12 protein-coding genes are annotated in these 15,002 nt (G+C 69.5%); 6 read left to right on the top strand and 6 right to left on the bottom strand.

What is annotated here, in order from left to right:
- Positions 1-410: 410 nt before the first annotated feature.
- The 3 genes from ctaD to ACIOHC_RS18285 all read left to right on the top strand — a co-directional run bounded on the left by ctaD (position 411) and on the right by ACIOHC_RS18285 (position 4,006).
- A complete protein-coding gene (gene ctaD, locus ACIOHC_RS18295; protein WP_351074007.1) occupies positions 411-2,141 on the top strand; it encodes a cytochrome c oxidase subunit I in 1,731 nt (576 codons plus the stop codon).
- 29 nt (positions 2,142-2,170) lie between these two features.
- Positions 2,171-2,512, top strand: coding sequence for a hypothetical protein (locus ACIOHC_RS18290; protein WP_351074006.1), 342 nt, complete (start codon positions 2,171-2,173; stop codon positions 2,510-2,512).
- 132 nt (positions 2,513-2,644) lie between these two features.
- Entirely contained in the window at positions 2,645-4,006 is a 1,362-nt protein-coding gene (locus tag ACIOHC_RS18285; protein WP_351074005.1) for an NAD(P)/FAD-dependent oxidoreductase, read from the top strand.
- A 109-nt stretch (positions 4,007-4,115) separates the two neighbouring features.
- Here the strand turns inward: ACIOHC_RS18285 and ACIOHC_RS18280 are convergent, their stop codons facing one another.
- Entirely contained in the window at positions 4,116-5,114 is a 999-nt protein-coding gene (locus ACIOHC_RS18280) for an aldo/keto reductase family protein (protein WP_351074004.1), read from the bottom strand.
- 85 nt (positions 5,115-5,199) lie between these two features.
- A complete protein-coding gene (rho, locus tag ACIOHC_RS18275; RefSeq protein ID WP_351074003.1) occupies positions 5,200-6,339 on the bottom strand; it encodes a transcription termination factor Rho in 1,140 nt (379 codons plus the stop codon).
- A gap of 374 nt (positions 6,340-6,713) precedes the next feature.
- On the opposite strand from rho, the gene ACIOHC_RS18270 reads away from it, so the two are divergent.
- A complete protein-coding gene (locus tag ACIOHC_RS18270; protein ID WP_351074002.1) occupies positions 6,714-7,595 on the top strand; it encodes a GNAT family N-acetyltransferase in 882 nt (293 codons plus the stop codon).
- 72 nt (positions 7,596-7,667) lie between these two features.
- Here the strand turns inward: ACIOHC_RS18270 and ACIOHC_RS18265 are convergent, their stop codons facing one another.
- From ACIOHC_RS18265 to ACIOHC_RS18250, 4 genes are all read right to left on the bottom strand, one after another.
- Positions 7,668-8,174, bottom strand: a complete 507-nt coding sequence (locus ACIOHC_RS18265; protein ID WP_351074001.1) for a DUF6624 domain-containing protein — start codon at positions 8,172-8,174, stop codon at positions 7,668-7,670.
- 200 nt (positions 8,175-8,374) lie between these two features.
- Entirely contained in the window at positions 8,375-9,394 is a 1,020-nt protein-coding gene (gene meaB, locus ACIOHC_RS18260; protein WP_351074000.1) for a methylmalonyl Co-A mutase-associated GTPase MeaB, read from the bottom strand.
- Positions 9,395-9,406: 12 nt separating this feature from the next.
- Complete coding sequence (gene scpA / locus ACIOHC_RS18255) at positions 9,407-11,608, bottom strand: methylmalonyl-CoA mutase (RefSeq protein WP_351073999.1); 2,202 nt, start codon at positions 11,606-11,608, stop codon at positions 9,407-9,409.
- Positions 11,608-13,473 (bottom strand): methylmalonyl-CoA mutase family protein, encoded by a 1,866-nt coding sequence (locus tag ACIOHC_RS18250; protein WP_351073998.1) that lies wholly within the window; start codon positions 13,471-13,473, stop codon positions 11,608-11,610. Before ACIOHC_RS18250 ends, scpA begins: the two co-directional genes overlap by 1 nt.
- 206 nt (positions 13,474-13,679) lie before the next feature.
- Between ACIOHC_RS18250 and ACIOHC_RS18245 the strand changes: the two genes are divergently transcribed.
- Complete coding sequence (locus ACIOHC_RS18245; RefSeq protein WP_351073997.1) at positions 13,680-14,075, top strand: helix-turn-helix transcriptional regulator; 396 nt, start codon at positions 13,680-13,682, stop codon at positions 14,073-14,075.
- A 48-nt stretch (positions 14,076-14,123) separates the two neighbouring features.
- On the top strand, positions 14,124-14,930 hold the full coding sequence (gene modA, locus ACIOHC_RS18240; protein WP_351073996.1) for a molybdate ABC transporter substrate-binding protein: 807 nt from the start codon (positions 14,124-14,126) through the stop codon (positions 14,928-14,930).
- Positions 14,931-15,002: the final 72 nt, after the last annotated feature.

Below are 15,002 nucleotides of genomic sequence, written 5' to 3'. Positions count from 1 at the left end.
GGGTGTTCGCCGTCTCCTGTGACAACCGTGCCGCCCCGTGGGGGAGTTGGTGGCGCGCTGCGGGGATCCGGCGACTCGGGGACATGAACCGCTTTGCGGACATTGCCGGTTGAGCGGATGAGGGCGTCGCGCCCCGTGCTCCGAGCCACGGCGTCGGCGGTCGCACGCACGGAAGTCCGCACCGGCGCCGACGGTGTGCGGGCGAGCCGGGCCGTCGGCCGAGGACGCCCTGACGAGTGAAAGTCGTGCGACGGCGGGCGCCGGGCCGCACATAGTGGCCCCGCGGCTGATTTGCTGCACCTGGAATCTGGCGTGACGCGCGCGGGACCGGCCGGTCGGCCGTCCCGGTGGAGTCGGCGCCCCTGCCGGGTGCCCAGTCCACCCGCGAATGAGATCGAAGGAGCGTCCCAGTGACGACGACGGGCACATCAGGGGCAGCCGAGGAAGACGAGGCGTACGCGAACGAGCTTCCGGTACGGGCCAAGCAACCGGGCAACGTCGTCGTCAAGTGGCTGACCACCACCGATCACAAGACGATCGGCACGCTCTACCTGGTCACGTCGTTCGCCTTCTTCATCGTCGGTGGTGTGCTGGCTCTGGTCATGCGAGCCGAGCTGGCCCGTCCCGGGATCCAGATCATTTCGCCGGAGCAGTTCAACCAGGCGTTCACGATTCACGGCACGATCATGCTGCTGATGTTCGCGACGCCGCTGTTCGCCGGCTTCACGAACTGGATCATGCCGCTGCAGATCGGCGCGCCCGACGTGGCGTTCCCACGGCTGAACATGTTCGCGTACTGGCTGTACCTCTTCGGCTCGATCATCGTGGTGGCCGGCTTCCTCACGCCGCAGGGCGCGGCCGACTTCGGCTGGTTCGCCTACTCCCCGCTGACCGATGCGGTCCGCTCACCGGGTATCGGCAGCGACATGTGGATCATGGGTCTGGCCTTCTCCGGCTTCGGCACGATCCTGGGCTCGGTCAACTTCATCACCACGATCATCGGCATGCGTGCCCCGGGCATGACGATGTTCCGCATGCCGATCTTCGTCTGGAACGTCCTGCTGACGGCCGTACTCGTCCTGCTGGCCTTCCCCGTCCTCGCGGCCGCCCTGCTGGTGCTGGAAGCGGACCGGAAGTTCGGCGCGCACGTCTTCGACCCGGCCAATGGCGGGGCGCTGCTCTGGCAGCACCTCTTCTGGTTCTTCGGCCATCCGGAGGTGTACATCATCGCTCTGCCGTTCTTCGGGATCGTCAGTGAGATCATCCCGGTCTTCAGCCGCAAACCGATCTTCGGCTACATCGGTCTGATCAGTGCGACGATCTCCATCGCGGGCCTTTCGGCGACCGTGTGGGCGCACCACATGTTCGTCACCGGCGGTGTGCTGTTGCCGTTCTTCTCGTTCATGACCTTCCTCATCGCGGTGCCGACCGGTGTGAAGTTCTTCAACTGGATCGGCACGATGTGGAAGGGATCGTTGTCCTTCGAGACGCCGATGCTCTGGTCGATCGGCTTCCTGGTCACGTTCCTCTTCGGTGGTCTGACCGGTGTGATCCTGGCGTCGCCCCCGTTGGACTTCCACGTCTCGGACTCGTACTTCGTCGTCGCGCACTTCCACTACGTCGTCTTCGGCACCGTGGTCTTCGCGATGTTCGCCGGATTCCATTTCTGGTGGCCGAAGTTCACCGGCAAGATGCTGGACGAGCGGCTCGGCAAGATCACGTTCTGGACGCTGTTCGTGGGCTTCCACGGCACGTTCCTGGTGCAGCACTGGCTGGGTGCCGAGGGCATGCCGCGTCGCTACGCGGACTACCTCGCCGCGGACGGCTTCACCGCACTGAACACGATTTCGACGATCTCCTCGTTCCTGCTCGGTCTGTCGATGCTGCCGTTCTTCTACAACGTGTGGAAGACCGCCAAGTACGGCAAGAACGTCGAGGTCGACGACCCGTGGGGCTACGGCCGTTCGCTGGAGTGGGCGACCTCCTGCCCGCCGCCGCGGCACAACTTCCTCACCCTGCCGCGGATCCGTTCCGAATCCCCGGCTTTCGACCTGCACCATCCCTCGGTCCGTGCCCTCGACGAAGCGATCAACCGTCCCGGCACCGGCACGACCGCCGCCCCGGGGGACAGCGGGGCATGAGCAGAACGGTTCCGGGAGAGGAGGATCGAGTGGACCTGGACAAGGACAGTGCGCGCGGTCTGGCACAGCTGGAGGGCTACCTGCTGTGGACCGCCGAGGTCGAGGAGGCCCGGCGGCAGGCGGACCGCTTCACCGACGAGCTGCCCTGGCTGACCACGGCACAGCGCGAGGAGGTGGAACGGGTCTATATCGCGGACCGTGTCACCACTTCGCGGGCCGTGCTCTGCCGGATCTCCGCGCGTGCCATCCAGCTGCGCGGCGAATACGACGCGCGCTACCGCGAGCTCAGGGCCCGCTGCGTCGCGGCCGGTGTCGTGTTCGTCGGCGCGGTCGGTGGCACCTGCACGGCGGTCACCCTGCTGGCCCGCTGACCCGCTGGTGTCGTCCGTCCGCCGTTCCCAGCAGGCGAAGTCGGCCGCGGCTCGTGAAGATGAGAGATGACGGGCGCGTGCGACGGGGCAGGCGAACGGACGACCGTGCAGGCCCGAGAAGGGACGAACACCGTGGCACGACCCAGGATCCTCGTTGTCGGCGCCGGATTCGCCGGGGTGGAGTGCGTGCGCCGTCTGGAGCGCGGGCTCGTCCCGGGCGAGGCGCACATCACGCTCGTCGCCCCGTTCTCGTACCAGCTCTATCTGCCCCTGCTGCCCCAGGTGGCGGCAGGGGTGCTCACCCCGCAGTCGGTCGCGGTGTCGCTGCGACGAAGCCGCAAGCACCGCACCCGGATCATCCCGGGCGGTGCCATCGGAGTGGACCCCAAGGCGAAGGTCTGCGTCATCCGCAAGATCACCGACGAGGTCGTCTACGAGCCCTACGACTACATCGTGCTCAGCCCCGGCAGTGTCACCCGTACCTTCGACATCCCCGGCCTGCTCGACAACGCCCGGGGCATGAAGACGCTCGCCGAGGCCGCGTACGTACGGGACCACGTGATCGCCCAGCTCGATCTCGCGGATGCCAGTCACGACGAGCACGAGCGGGCTTCGCGACTCCAGTTCGTGGTGGTCGGCGGCGGATACGCGGGCACCGAGACGGCCGCCTGCCTGCAGCGCCTCACCACCAACGCGGTCAGGCACTACCCGAGGCTCGACCCCAGGCTGATCAAGTGGCACCTCATCGACATCGCCCCGAAACTCATGCCCGAACTGGGGGACAAGCTCGGCCGGAGCGCCCTGGAGGTGCTGCGCGCACGCGGCATCGAGGTGTCGCTCGGGGTCTCCGTCGCCGAGGCCGGGTCGGAACAGGTGACCTTCACCGACGGCCGGGTGGTGCCTTGCCGCACGCTGATCTGGACGGCAGGCGTCACCGCGAGTCCACTGGTCTCCACCTTCGACGCGGAGACGGTACGCGGACGGCTCGCGGTGACGCCCGAGATGAGCCTGCCGGGCTTCGACGGCATGTTCGCGCTCGGTGACGTCGCGGCCGTACCGGACCTGAGCAAGGACGCCGGGGCGGTCTGCCCGCCCACCGCGCAGCACGCCATGCGCCAGGGCCGCACGCTCGCCGACAACCTCATCGCCACGCTGCGCCACCGGCCGCTGAAGCCGTACGTGCACCGGGACCTCGGACTGGTCGTGGACCTCGGAGGCAAGGACGCGGTGTCCAAGCCGATCGGCCTCGAAATGCACGGAATCCTGGCACAGGCCGTCGCCCGTGGCTACCACTGGGCGGCGCTGCGGACCAATGTGGCCAAGGTGCGGGTCATGACCAACTGGATGCTCAACGCCGTCGCGGGTGACGACTTCGTGCGTACCGGATTCCAGGCCCGCAAGCCGGCCAAGCTGCGTGACTTCGAGTACACGGGCTCCTATCTCACACCGGCACAGGTCCGCGAGCACACCGCATCGCTGCACACCGGTGTCTGACCCCGTTCACGGCCCGGATCGGTGATCCGCGCACGGCTCGGAAGGACTGCGGTCAAGGGGTGGGGTCCGTCGTCCGGCAGGCCCTGCCCCTTGACCGCGGACGGTCGGGTCAGCTGTTGCTCTCGTGACCGGCGGTCAGACCGGAGTCCAGTTCCGCCACCGGGGACAGGATGTCGTCCATGCTCTTCAGCAGCTCCGCGTCGAGTGTCACACCTGCCGCCCCGGCGTTCTCCGTCACCTGCTCGGGCCGGGAAGCGCCGATGATGGCGGCGGAGACATTGGGGTTCTGCAGCACCCAGGCGACCGCGAGCTGGGCGAGGCTCAGACCGGCCTGGTCGGCGAGCGGCCGCAGTTGCTGGACGCGCTCCAGCACCTCGTCACGCAGCCAGCCGGCGACCATGTTCGCGCCGCCCTTCTCGTCCGTCGCCCGAGAACCGGGCGGGAGCGGCGCGCCGGGCTTGTACTTGCCCGTGAGGGCGCCCTGAGCGATCGGTGACCAGACGATCTGCCCGATGCCCAGTTCCTCCGACGTGGGTACCACCTCACTCTCGATGACCCGCCACAGTGCCGAGTACTGCGGCTGGTTGGAGATCAGCGGCACCTGCAGCTCGCGGGCGAGACCGTGTCCGGCACGGAGCTGGTCGGCCGTCCATTCGGAGACGCCGATGTAGAGGGCCTTGCCGGAGCGGACGACGTCGGCGAACGCCTCCATGGTCTCCTCCAGCGGGGTCGAGTGGTCGTAGCGGTGCGCCTGGTAGAGGTCCACGTAATCCGTCTGCAGACGGCGCAGCGAGTTGTCGATGGACTCCATGATGTGCTTGCGTCCGAGCCCCTGGTCGTTGTGGCCGGGGCCGGTCGGGAAGTACACCTTGGTGAACACCTCAAGTCCCGCGCGGCGCTCGTTCTTGAGTGCTCGGCCCAGCACGGCCTCGGCCCGCGTCTCGGCGTAGACGTCCGCGGTGTCGAAGGTGGTGATCCCGGCGTCGAGGGCCGCGCGGATACAGGCGACCGCCGCGTCCTCCTCCACCTGGGAGCCATGGGTGAGCCAATTTCCGTAGGCGATCTCGCTGATGGTCAGACCACTGCGGCCGAGTCGGCGGAATTCCATGTGCCTGCTCTCCCTGTGCTCGTTGGGGGCGGATCGTGCAGGAGCGGTCCATGGTATTGCGCCGCCCGGCCCCGGTCGCACAGGCTCAGGCATCGGGAACGGTGAGGTGGACCGTACGGAGGAAGGCCGCGTTGTCCGGGGTGCGGCGGATCCGGTCCAGCAGTGTTTCGAGCGCCGTCTGTGGGTCCCTGGAGTGCAGCGCGCGGCGCAGCCCGCGCACCGTCCGCAACTCGGCTTCCGGGACCAGAAGTTCGTCACGCCTGGTGCCGGACGCCGGGATGTCGACGGCCGGGTGGATCCGTCTGTCGGCCAGCGAGCGGTCGAGCCGGAGTTCCATGTTGCCGGTGCTCTTCAGCTCTTCGAAGAAGTAGTCGTCGGCGCGGGATCCGGTCTCCACCAGAGCGGTGGCCAGAATGGTGAGGGAACCGCCCTCCTCGGCGAGGCGAGCGGCCCCGAAGAGCCGCTTCGGACCGAGCAGCGCGGCAGCGTCGACACCGCCGCTGAGGGTGCGTCCGCCCGCGCCCGACGCGTTGTTGTGGGCGCGGCACAGCCGGGTGAGGGAGTCCAGCAGGACGACGACGTCCCGGCCCTGCTCGACCAGACGCTTGGCGCGCTCGACCGCGAGTTCGGCAAGCGCGACGTGTTCCTTCGCCGGCCGGTCGAACGTCGAGGCGAGCACCTCGCCCCGCACGGACCGGCGCATGTCCGTGACCTCCTCGGGGCGTTCGTCGAGCAGCACCACCATCAGGTGGCACTCGGGGTGGTTGGCGGCGAGGGCTGCTGCGATCTGTTGCAGCAGCACCGTCTTGCCGGTTCTGGGTGGTGCGACGACGAGCCCGCGCTGCCCCTTGCCGATCGGGGACACCAGATCGACGAGGCGCGTCGCCGGACCGCCGGACGGCGTTTCCAGGCGCAGCCGCTGCCGGGGGTGGAGCGGGGTGAGATCGCGGAAGTGGGGCCGTCCGCGCAGCGCCTGCGGGGAGAGTTCGTTGATCCGTACGACTTCGGACAGGGCGCGGGACCGGTCGCGGAGGCCTTCGACGACATCGCCCTTGCGCAGGCCGTGGCGGCGGATCAGGGCGGCGGGCACCTGCACGTCGCCGGGGGAGGAGCGGTCGCCCTGGAGGCGCAGTGTGCCGTGCCCCTGGCGGGTGAGGTCGAGGAGGCCGAGGGCCCTGGTGGGCAATTCCACCTGGTCGATGGGTAGTTCGAGGGTGCTGGTCATGCGGGTGGTCCTTTCGCGGACATGGCGATTGAAAGGGCCCGGACGGTACGGGGGCGGAACGCGGCACGCCCCGGACGACGGGCGGGAAAGCCCGGACGGGGAAGACCCGTACCGGACTGGAGGAAGTGGAGCCGAGAGCCGGATCGCCGGTCGGAGATGGACGGGCGCAGCAGCTCTACGAGAAGAAATCGACATCGGTGTCTCGAACCGAGACGTACACATGTGTCAACTGCAGAGTACCACGGTGAGCGCACCAGCTCGGCGGCGACGGCTGCGACATTCCGGTTGCCGTGGCGCGTGCGGGGTGATGTGGTTCTCCGGGCCGCACGCCCGCCCACCGTCCTGACCGGCGCCCTCGGCACGGAGGAGTCATCTTGTCGATACGCATCACCGCACTGACCGACCCCGAACGTTCCGATGCGAGCCACCGGTTGGCGTGGCTGGCCTCCGACCCTGCGGGCAGCCCGGTCGGCTCGGCGTTCCTGCGCGTCTTCACCCGCGAGGGCCAGGACCACCTCGCCGAACTGGAACTGCATGTCCACCCGACGCAGCGCCGCAACGGCGTCGGTTCACAGCTGCTGGACACGGCCGTCGCCGCTGCCCGCGAGGAGGGCCGGCGCAGCGTCATCACACAGGTCGAGGAAGGTTCCTCCGGTGATCGTTTTCTGCGGGCCAAGGGACTGCGCAAGGTCCTTGCCCTGACCTACGCCCGCCCTCCGCTGGCGAAGGCCGACACCGCGGCGCTCCGCGACATCGTCGACCAGCCGCATCCGGGCTACCGCCTGGTGTCCTGGGACGGCACGGTCCCGGACGACCTCGCGCCGACGTTCGCGGCATCGCGCCGCGCCATGGACGACATGCCCATGGACGACACCGACTACGGCACGGTCGTCTGGGACGTGGCACGAGTCCGGGCCGCGGCCGCTGCCGTCGCGGCACGGGGCGAGCTGCTCCACGCCGTTGCCACCGTCGACGAGTCCGGCTCCACGATCGTGGGCTTCACCGAACTGGTCGTACCGGCCGACGGAGAGGGCGACGGTCAGCACTACGGCACCGGTGTCCTCCCCGAACACCGGGGGCACGGCCTCGCACGATGGATGAAGGCCCAGTCCATCCTGCAGGCCCGCGAACGCCACCCGGCCCTCGACGGGCTGCTGGCGGACACCGCGGACAGCAACACGTACATGCGGAGCGTCAACGACGCCCTCGGCTACCAGCCGACTCACAAGTCGGTCGAGTACCAGCTCGATCTCTAGGATCTTGCGTTCGGATCAGGCCCCGGGGCGGGGTGAGCCCCGGGGCCTGATCCGCAGGACGCGGCCGGGGCGTCAGGCCGTGGCGAACTTGGCGACGTACTCGTCGAAGGGCTCGATGCCGACTTCCGCACGGAGTTCGTCCATGCGATCGGGCTCTTCGCAGGGCCAGGGAACCGGCGACCCGTCCTTCACACCGGCGATCTGTGTGCCGTAGATCTGCTTGCGGCCCTCGTTGACCAGCGTGCGGTCGCGCAGAAAGGCCAGCTCGCGCGGGTCGGCCGAGCCTGCCGAAACCGCCTGCTGCATCAGCTGGAGGGCGTGTCGCTGAACATCGAGCTGTCGGTCGGCGTGCTGGGCGATCAGCCACGCCGCGCGGGCGGCCTCCTCGCCGATGAGTTCCGCCGTCGGCCAGCCGTACTCGTCCATGATCTCACCGAGGCGGTCGCCGTGCCGCGCGGTCAGCCGGCGCCACGCCAGCTGTTCGGCGAAGTCCTCGCTGTGTGCGTGGACCGAGGACCGGTGATCGGCCGCAGCCATGGCCGTGAGTTCATCCGCCAGCGCGGCAATGTCGTGCGCCACTCTCAACTCCTGGTTCGGATCGGTGCTTTGTGCTCTTTCCGCGCAACCCTAGGGGCGCATACCGGGCGCAGAGATCATCCCGGAGAACGGTGACAGGCACCTCCATGGACCGCCATAATGGATCCACCCCCCCGGAGCCGGATCGCCGGGACGATCGCGGTGCCGGGGCACGCGAGCCCGGCGTGACCCGGACAAGAGGCCTAACCCGCCGAGTCACCCGCCTCCGCCGCCGGGAGCGTGCCGCGGAACGCGGCCAGGATCTGCTCGGCCGCCAGCGTGGCCGTCAACTCGCCGTCCCGTACCCGCTGTTCCAGGCCGGGAGCGAGAGAACGCACCCCCGGGTGGCCGCGCAGACTCTCCAGCAGCTCGTCCCGGACCATCGTCCAGGTCCAGTCGACCTGCTGGTTCCGCCGTTTGACGGCGAGCCGGCCGGTCGAATCGAGCAGCCCGCGATGCTGCTCCAGCCGCTCCCACAGCGTGTCGAGACCGGTCGACTCGCGGGCGCTGCAGGTGAGCACCGGGGGCGTCCAGGCCGCGTCCGCCGGATGCATCAGCCGCAGCGCGCCCGCCAGTTCGCGCGCGGCCGCGCGCGCGTCGCGCTCGTGCGGGCCGTCCGCCTTGTTGACCGCGATGGCGTCCGCCAACTCCAGGACCCCCTTCTTGATGCCCTGGAGCTGGTCGCCGGTACGGGCCAGCGTCAGCAGGAGGAACGAGTCGACCATATTGGCCACCGCCGTCTCCGACTGTCCGACGCCGACGGTCTCGACCAGCACCACGTCGTATCCAGCCGCCTCCATCACCACGATGGACTCCCGGGTCGCCCTGGCCACGCCGCCGAGCGTTCCGGCGGTGGGGGAGGGGCGGACGAATGCGGCAGGGTCCACCGCGAGGCGCTCCATCCTGGTCTTGTCGCCCAGGATGGAGCCGCCGGTACGGCTGGAGGAGGGATCGACGGCCAGCACCGCGACCCGGTGGCCGAGCCCGGTGAGCATCGTCCCGAGGGCGTCGATGAACGTGGACTTGCCGACTCCCGGCACGCCGCTGATGCCGATGCGCCGGGCGTTGCCGGAGTGCGGGAGCATGTCACGCAGCAACCGCTGGGCCAGAGCCCGGTGATCGGGGCGAGTGGACTCGACGAGCGTGATGGCGCGAGCGATGTACGCGCGCTTCCCGTCGAGGACCCCCTTCGTATAGCTGTCGATGTCGATCTTCACTGGCATCGGATCAGCTGCTCACAACTCATGGCCGAGCGCGGTACCGAGCCGCGTCACCAGGTCGTGCGCGGCATCCGGGATCACGGTGCCGGGCGGGAACACGGCCGTTGCCCCGGCGTCGTGCAGCGCCTCGATGTCCTGCGGCGGAATCACCCCGCCCACCACGATCATGATGTCGTCGCGGCCCTCGGCGGCCAGTTCCTCACGGAGCGCCGGTACGAGCGTGAGGTGTCCGGCGGCCAGTGAGGAGACGCCCACGACGTGCACGTCCGCCTCCACCGCCTGCCGTGCCACTTCGGCCGGCGTCTGGAACAGCGGGCCGACGTCGACGTCGAAGCCCAGATCGGCGAAGGCCGTCGAGATGACCTTCTGGCCGCGGTCGTGGCCGTCCTGCCCCATCTTGGCGACGAGAATGCGCGGACGGCGCCCCTCGGCCTCCTCGAAGCGGTCCACCAGCTTGCGGGTGCGGTCCACGGAAGGAGACTCACCTGCCTCGTTGCGATACACACCGGAGATCGTACGGATCTGGCCCGCATGCCTCCCGTACACCTTCTCCAGGGCGTCCGAGATCTCACCCACGGTCGCCATCGCACGTGCCGCGTCGACGGCGAGTGCCAGCAGATTGCCTTCGAGGCCGGGGCCGGGGGCCCGCTCCGCCGCCGCCGTAAGCGCCCGCAGCGCTGCCCCGCAGGCCTGCTCGTCGCGCTCCTCGCGCAGTCGGCGCAGCTTCCCGATCTGCTGGGTGCGCACCGAGGAGTTGTCCACCTTGAGCACATCGATCCGCTCGTCGGTCTCCACCCGGTACTTGTTGACCCCGATCACCGGCTGGCGGCCGGAGTCGATCCGCGCCTGGGTGCGGGCCGCGGCCTCCTCCACACGGAGCTTCGGGATGCCCGCGTCGATGGCCTGCGCCATGCCGCCCGCCGCCTCGACCTCCTGGATGTGCTGCCAGGCCCGGCGCGCCAGGTCGTACGTCAGCCGCTCCACATAGGCGCTGCCGCCCCACGGGTCGATCACCCGGCCGGTCCCCGATTCCTGCTGGAGCAGCAACTGGGTGTTCCGGGCGATCCGGGCCGAGAAGTCCGTCGGCAGGGCGAGGGCCTCGTCGAGCGCGTTGGTGTGCAGCGACTGGGTGTGCCCCTGGGTGGCGGCCATCGCCTCCACACAGGTCCGGGTGACGTTGTTGAACACGTCCTGCGCGGTCAGCGACCATCCCGACGTCTGCGAATGCGTGCGCAGGGAGAGCGACTTGGCGTTCTTCGGCTCGAACTCCCCGACCAGCTTGGCCCACAGCAGCCGGGCCGCCCGCAACTTCGCGATCTCCATGAAGAAGTTCATGCCGATCGCCCAGAAGAACGACAGGCGCGGCGCGAAGGCGTCCACGTCCAGCCCGGCGTCCCGCCCGGCCCGCAGATACTCCACCCCGTCCGCGAGGGTGTACGCCAGCTCCAGGTCGGCGGTCGCACCCGCCTCCTGGATGTGGTAGCCGGAGATGGAGATCGAGTTGTAGCGCGGCATCTTCTGCGAGGTGTAGGCGAAGATGTCGGAGATGATCCGCATCGAGGGCTTCGGCGGATAGATATAGGTGTTGCGGACCATGAACTCCTTCAGAATGTCGTTCTGAATGGTTCCGGCCAGTTTCTCGGGCCCGACGCCCTGCTCCTCGGCGGCGACGATGTACAGCGCGAGGACGGGGAGCACCGCGCCGTTCATGGTCATGGACACCGACATCCTGTCCAGCGGGATGCCGTCGAAGAGCTGACGCATGTCGTAGATCGAGTCGATGGCCACCCCCGCCATGCCGACGTCGCCGGTCACCCGCGGGTGGTCGCTGTCGTAGCCGCGGTGGGTCGGCAGGTCGAAGGCGACCGAGAGACCCTTCTGCCCGGCGGCGAGGTTGCGGCGGTAGAAGGCGTTGGACTCCTCGGCCGTGGAGAAGCCGGCGTACTGCCGGATCGTCCAGGGCTGGTTGACGTACATCGTCGGATACGGGCCCCGCAGATACGGGGCGACACCCGGATACGTGCCGAGGAAGTCCAGCCCCTCCAGGTCGCGCCCGGTGTACAGCGGCTTGACCGTGATGCCCTCCGGGGTCTCCCACAGCAGGTCGTCGTCGGAACGGCCGGAGGACTCCTTCACGGCGGCGCGCCACTGGTCCTCGGACACCTCGGCGGCGTCGCCCGGTCCGAGTCCGATGTCGGAGAAGTCAGGGATACGCATTACGCCACACCCATACGGTCGAGGACGGAAGAGAGCACGGCCACCACATCGGAGCCCGCGAAGACGTACTCGTCGACACCGGTGTACTCCCCGGGCCGGCCGGCGAGGAACACCCGCTGGGCACCGGCCGAGCGCAGTGCCTCGGCGACCGCCCCGGCCTGCTCGGCGTAGAGCGCGTCGCTGGAGCACAGGCACGCCACGGCGGCCCCGCCGGCCCGGAACGCGGCGGCGGCCGTCGTCGCGTCGACGGAGACCGGGTCGTGCACCGGTTCGATCCCGCCCGCCTGGAACAGATTGGAGGCGAACGACACCCGCGCGGTGTGGACCGTGGCCGGGCCGAGTGCGGCCAGGAACACCCGGGGCCGCTGCCCGGTCGCCGCGAGATGCGCGTCCGACCGGGCGCGCAGCACCTCGAACGCCTCGTCGCGACGGACCCTGGGCAGACCGCCCGATGCCGCTGCGGACGCCTCGGTCAAGGCGGGCTCGCGCTCCAGCGGGCGCTCCGCCAGCTGCGGGAACTCACTGACCCCGGTGACCGGCTCCTTGCGCCGTGCCAGATCCCTTCCACGTGCCGCCCAGGTCGCCGCGAGGCGCTCGCCGATCAGCCCCGAACGCAGAGCGGCCGCCTGGCCGCCCGACCGCTCGATCTCCTGGAAGAACGCCCAGGCGGAGTCGGCGAGTTCGGCCGTGAGCCGTTCCACGTACCAGGAACCGCCCGCCGGGTCGATCACCCGGGCCAGATGCGACTCCTCCAGCAGAATGGTCGATGTGTTGCGGGCGATGCGCCGGGCGAACGCGTCCGGCAGACCCAGGGCGTGATCGAACGGCAGCACCGTGACGGAGTCGGCCCCGCCGACACCCGCACCCAGACATGCCAGCGTCGTGCGCAGCATGTTCACCCAGGGGTCGCGCCGCGTCATCATCACCGAGGACGTCACCGCGTGCTGGCGCTGCGCCCCGGCAGCGGCGGCCCCGCACACCTCGGCCACCCGGGCCCACAACCGCCGCGCGGCCCGCAGCTTGGCGACGGTCAGGAACTGATCGGCTGTCGCCGCGTACCGGAACTCCAGTTGCGCACAGGCCTCTTCGACCGTGAGGTCGGCCTCCGTGAGCGCCCGCAGATAGGCGACACCGGTCGCCAGTGAAGCGCCGAGCTCCTCGGCGGCCGAACCGCCGGCCTCGTGGTACGGCAGCGCGTCGACGGTCATGGCCCGCATTCCGGGAAACTCCCGCGCGCACCGCCGCGCCCAGTGGACGGCGGCTGTCAGATCCGCTTCGGCACCGTTGCGGGCGGCCAGCCCGAGCGGGTCGGCGCCGAGGTTGCCGCGGGCATTCCGCACCTCGACACCCCGCTCGGTGTGCAGCCGCAGCAACTCCGTCGCCGCGGCGTCGAGGTGACTGCCGGCGTCCAGCACCACGGGAGCCAGATCGAGGAGAACGCCGTCCAGTGCCCCCGCCAGAGCGGACACCGGCACGCCATCGGTACCGCCCACGGTCAGCCACAGAGAGGTGACACCGTTCTCCAGATCCGCGAGCACGGCCTCATTGAGGCGCGCGGGATCCGGCAGGGCGTGCCGCTGCCGTACGTCCCAGCCGCCCGCCGCGTTGCCCCCGGCCGTACCGCCGCGGGTGAAGGGGGCGAAGCCCGGATGTCCGGCATCGGGAGCGCTGTCGCGCGAGGTGTAGAGAGGGCGGGTGATGAGCCCGTCCTCCACCGTGGTGGACAGCGCTTCCTCGGCGGCCGAACCCACAACATCCTTGCCCGACTTGCGCAGCACGCCTTCGACGAGGCTCTGCCACTGCTCATGGGCGGGTTGAGGGAAATCGGCGGCCAACGAAAGCCCGTCGGCAGGCTGGACCGTCATGCCCAGATGCTAGGTCAGGTCTCGGACGAGCAGCAGGGGCTCCGTCTGTGACCTTGCCCTCTCCGAGAGCACTCGACCCTTCACACACGGTCGCGCAGTCGACGTCGATCCGAGACCTGGCGCTTCCTCCAAGCAGACTGGCATTTGCTCCAGATATCAGCAGGATGGATTGCAGCTGCGAGATCAATCCGAATATCTTGTCGCACATGCAGTCCTACACAATCGGGCAGGCGGCGCGTCTCCTGGGGGTCAGCCCCGACACGGCCCGCCGCTGGGCGGACGCCGGAAGGGTCGCGACCCATCGCGACGAAGGCGGCCGCAGGCTCATCGACGGCCGCGATCTGGCCGCGTTCTCCATAGAGATCGGCCAAGGCGGCGGAGGCGAGGAGGAAGCCTCGTACACCTCGGCCCGCAACGCCTTCCCGGGCATCGTCACCGGACTGAAACTCGGCGACGTCGCGGCCCAGGTCGAGATCCAGGCAGGCCCGCACCGGCTGGTGTCGCTGCTCACCCGGGAGGCCGTCGAGGAGCTCGGACTGGAGGTCGGCATGCGGGCCACCGCTCGTGTCAAGTCCACCAGCGTGTACATCGACCGCGCCTGATCGCGCATCACCTACGACGTGCATCACCCTCAAGGAGCCTTCGGCAATATGACGACCACCCTCACCAGACGCCGCGCCGCCGCCGCGATCGTGACCGCAGCGCTGCTCGTCCCGCTCGCCGCCTGCAGCGGCGGTGACGACAACAAGAAGGACTCCGGCGACAAGTCCGCCTCGTCGTCCGGCGCCCCGGCGGCCCGGCTCACGGTGCTGGCCGCGGCCTCGCTCACCGATGTGTTCAAGACCGCGGGCGCCGCGTACGAGAAGGAACACCCGGGTACGAAGGTGACGTTCTCCTTCGCCGGGTCCCAGGAACTCGCCGCGCAGGTGAAGCAGGGCGCCCCCGCCGATGCCCTGGTCACCGCCGACACCAAGACGATGGACGGGCTGAAGTCCGACACCGGCACCCCCACCGTCATCGCCAAGAACCGTCTCGTCATCGCCACCGGTGAGGGCAACCCGGAGAAGATCGCGAACCTGAAGGATCTGACGAACCCCAAGCTGAAGGTCGTCCTGGCCGCCCCGGAGGTGCCGGTCGGCCGCTACAGCCAGCAGGTCCTCGACGCCCAGAAGCTCACCGTCAAGCCGGTCTCCCAGGAACCCAACGTCCGCGCCGTCCTCAGCAAGGTCGAGCTGGGCGAGGCCGATGCGGGCATCGTCTACAAGACGGACGCGGCCACGGCCACCGACAAGGTCGACGCCGTCGACATCCCCGACGCGCAGAACGCGGTGGCCTCCTACCCGGCGGCCACGCTGCGGCAGTCCAAGAACTCCGAGGCCGCCACGGCGTTCGTGAAGTGGCTCAGCTCCCCCGAAGCGCAGAAGATCCTGCAGGACGCGGGCTTCCAGCAGCCGTAGCCGGCGCGCCGAACGCACCGCACGAGGGCCGCCCGGGACGGGGGGACCGGGCAGCTCTCGTGCGATCGAGCC

It is taken from the genome of Streptomyces sp. NPDC088252 (assembly GCF_044740965.1).
Classification (GTDB): Bacteria; Actinomycetota; Actinomycetes; order Streptomycetales; family Streptomycetaceae; genus Streptomyces.
The sequence above is the reverse complement of the archived record's forward strand: the minus strand, read 5'-3'. Positions and strand labels throughout refer to the sequence as shown.

Excerpts from the sequence above, each read along its gene's own strand:
- ACIOHC_RS18280 (WP_351074004.1), bottom strand. The coding sequence starts at position 5,114 with ATGGAATTCCGCCGACTCGGCCGCAGTGGTCTGACCATCAGCGAGATC.
- rho (WP_351074003.1), bottom strand. The coding sequence starts at position 6,339 with ATGACCAGCACCCTCGAACTACCCATCGACCAGGTGGAATTGCCCACC.
- meaB (WP_351074000.1), bottom strand. The coding sequence starts at position 9,394 with ATGCCAGTGAAGATCGACATCGACAGCTATACGAAGGGGGTCCTCGAC.
- scpA (WP_351073999.1), bottom strand. The coding sequence starts at position 11,608 with ATGCGTATCCCTGACTTCTCCGACATCGGACTCGGACCGGGCGACGCC.
- ACIOHC_RS18250 (WP_351073998.1), bottom strand. The coding sequence starts at position 13,473 with ATGACGGTCCAGCCTGCCGACGGGCTTTCGTTGGCCGCCGATTTCCCT.
- ACIOHC_RS18245 (WP_351073997.1), top strand. The coding sequence starts at position 13,680 with ATGCAGTCCTACACAATCGGGCAGGCGGCGCGTCTCCTGGGGGTCAGC.
- modA (WP_351073996.1), top strand. The coding sequence starts at position 14,124 with ATGACGACCACCCTCACCAGACGCCGCGCCGCCGCCGCGATCGTGACC.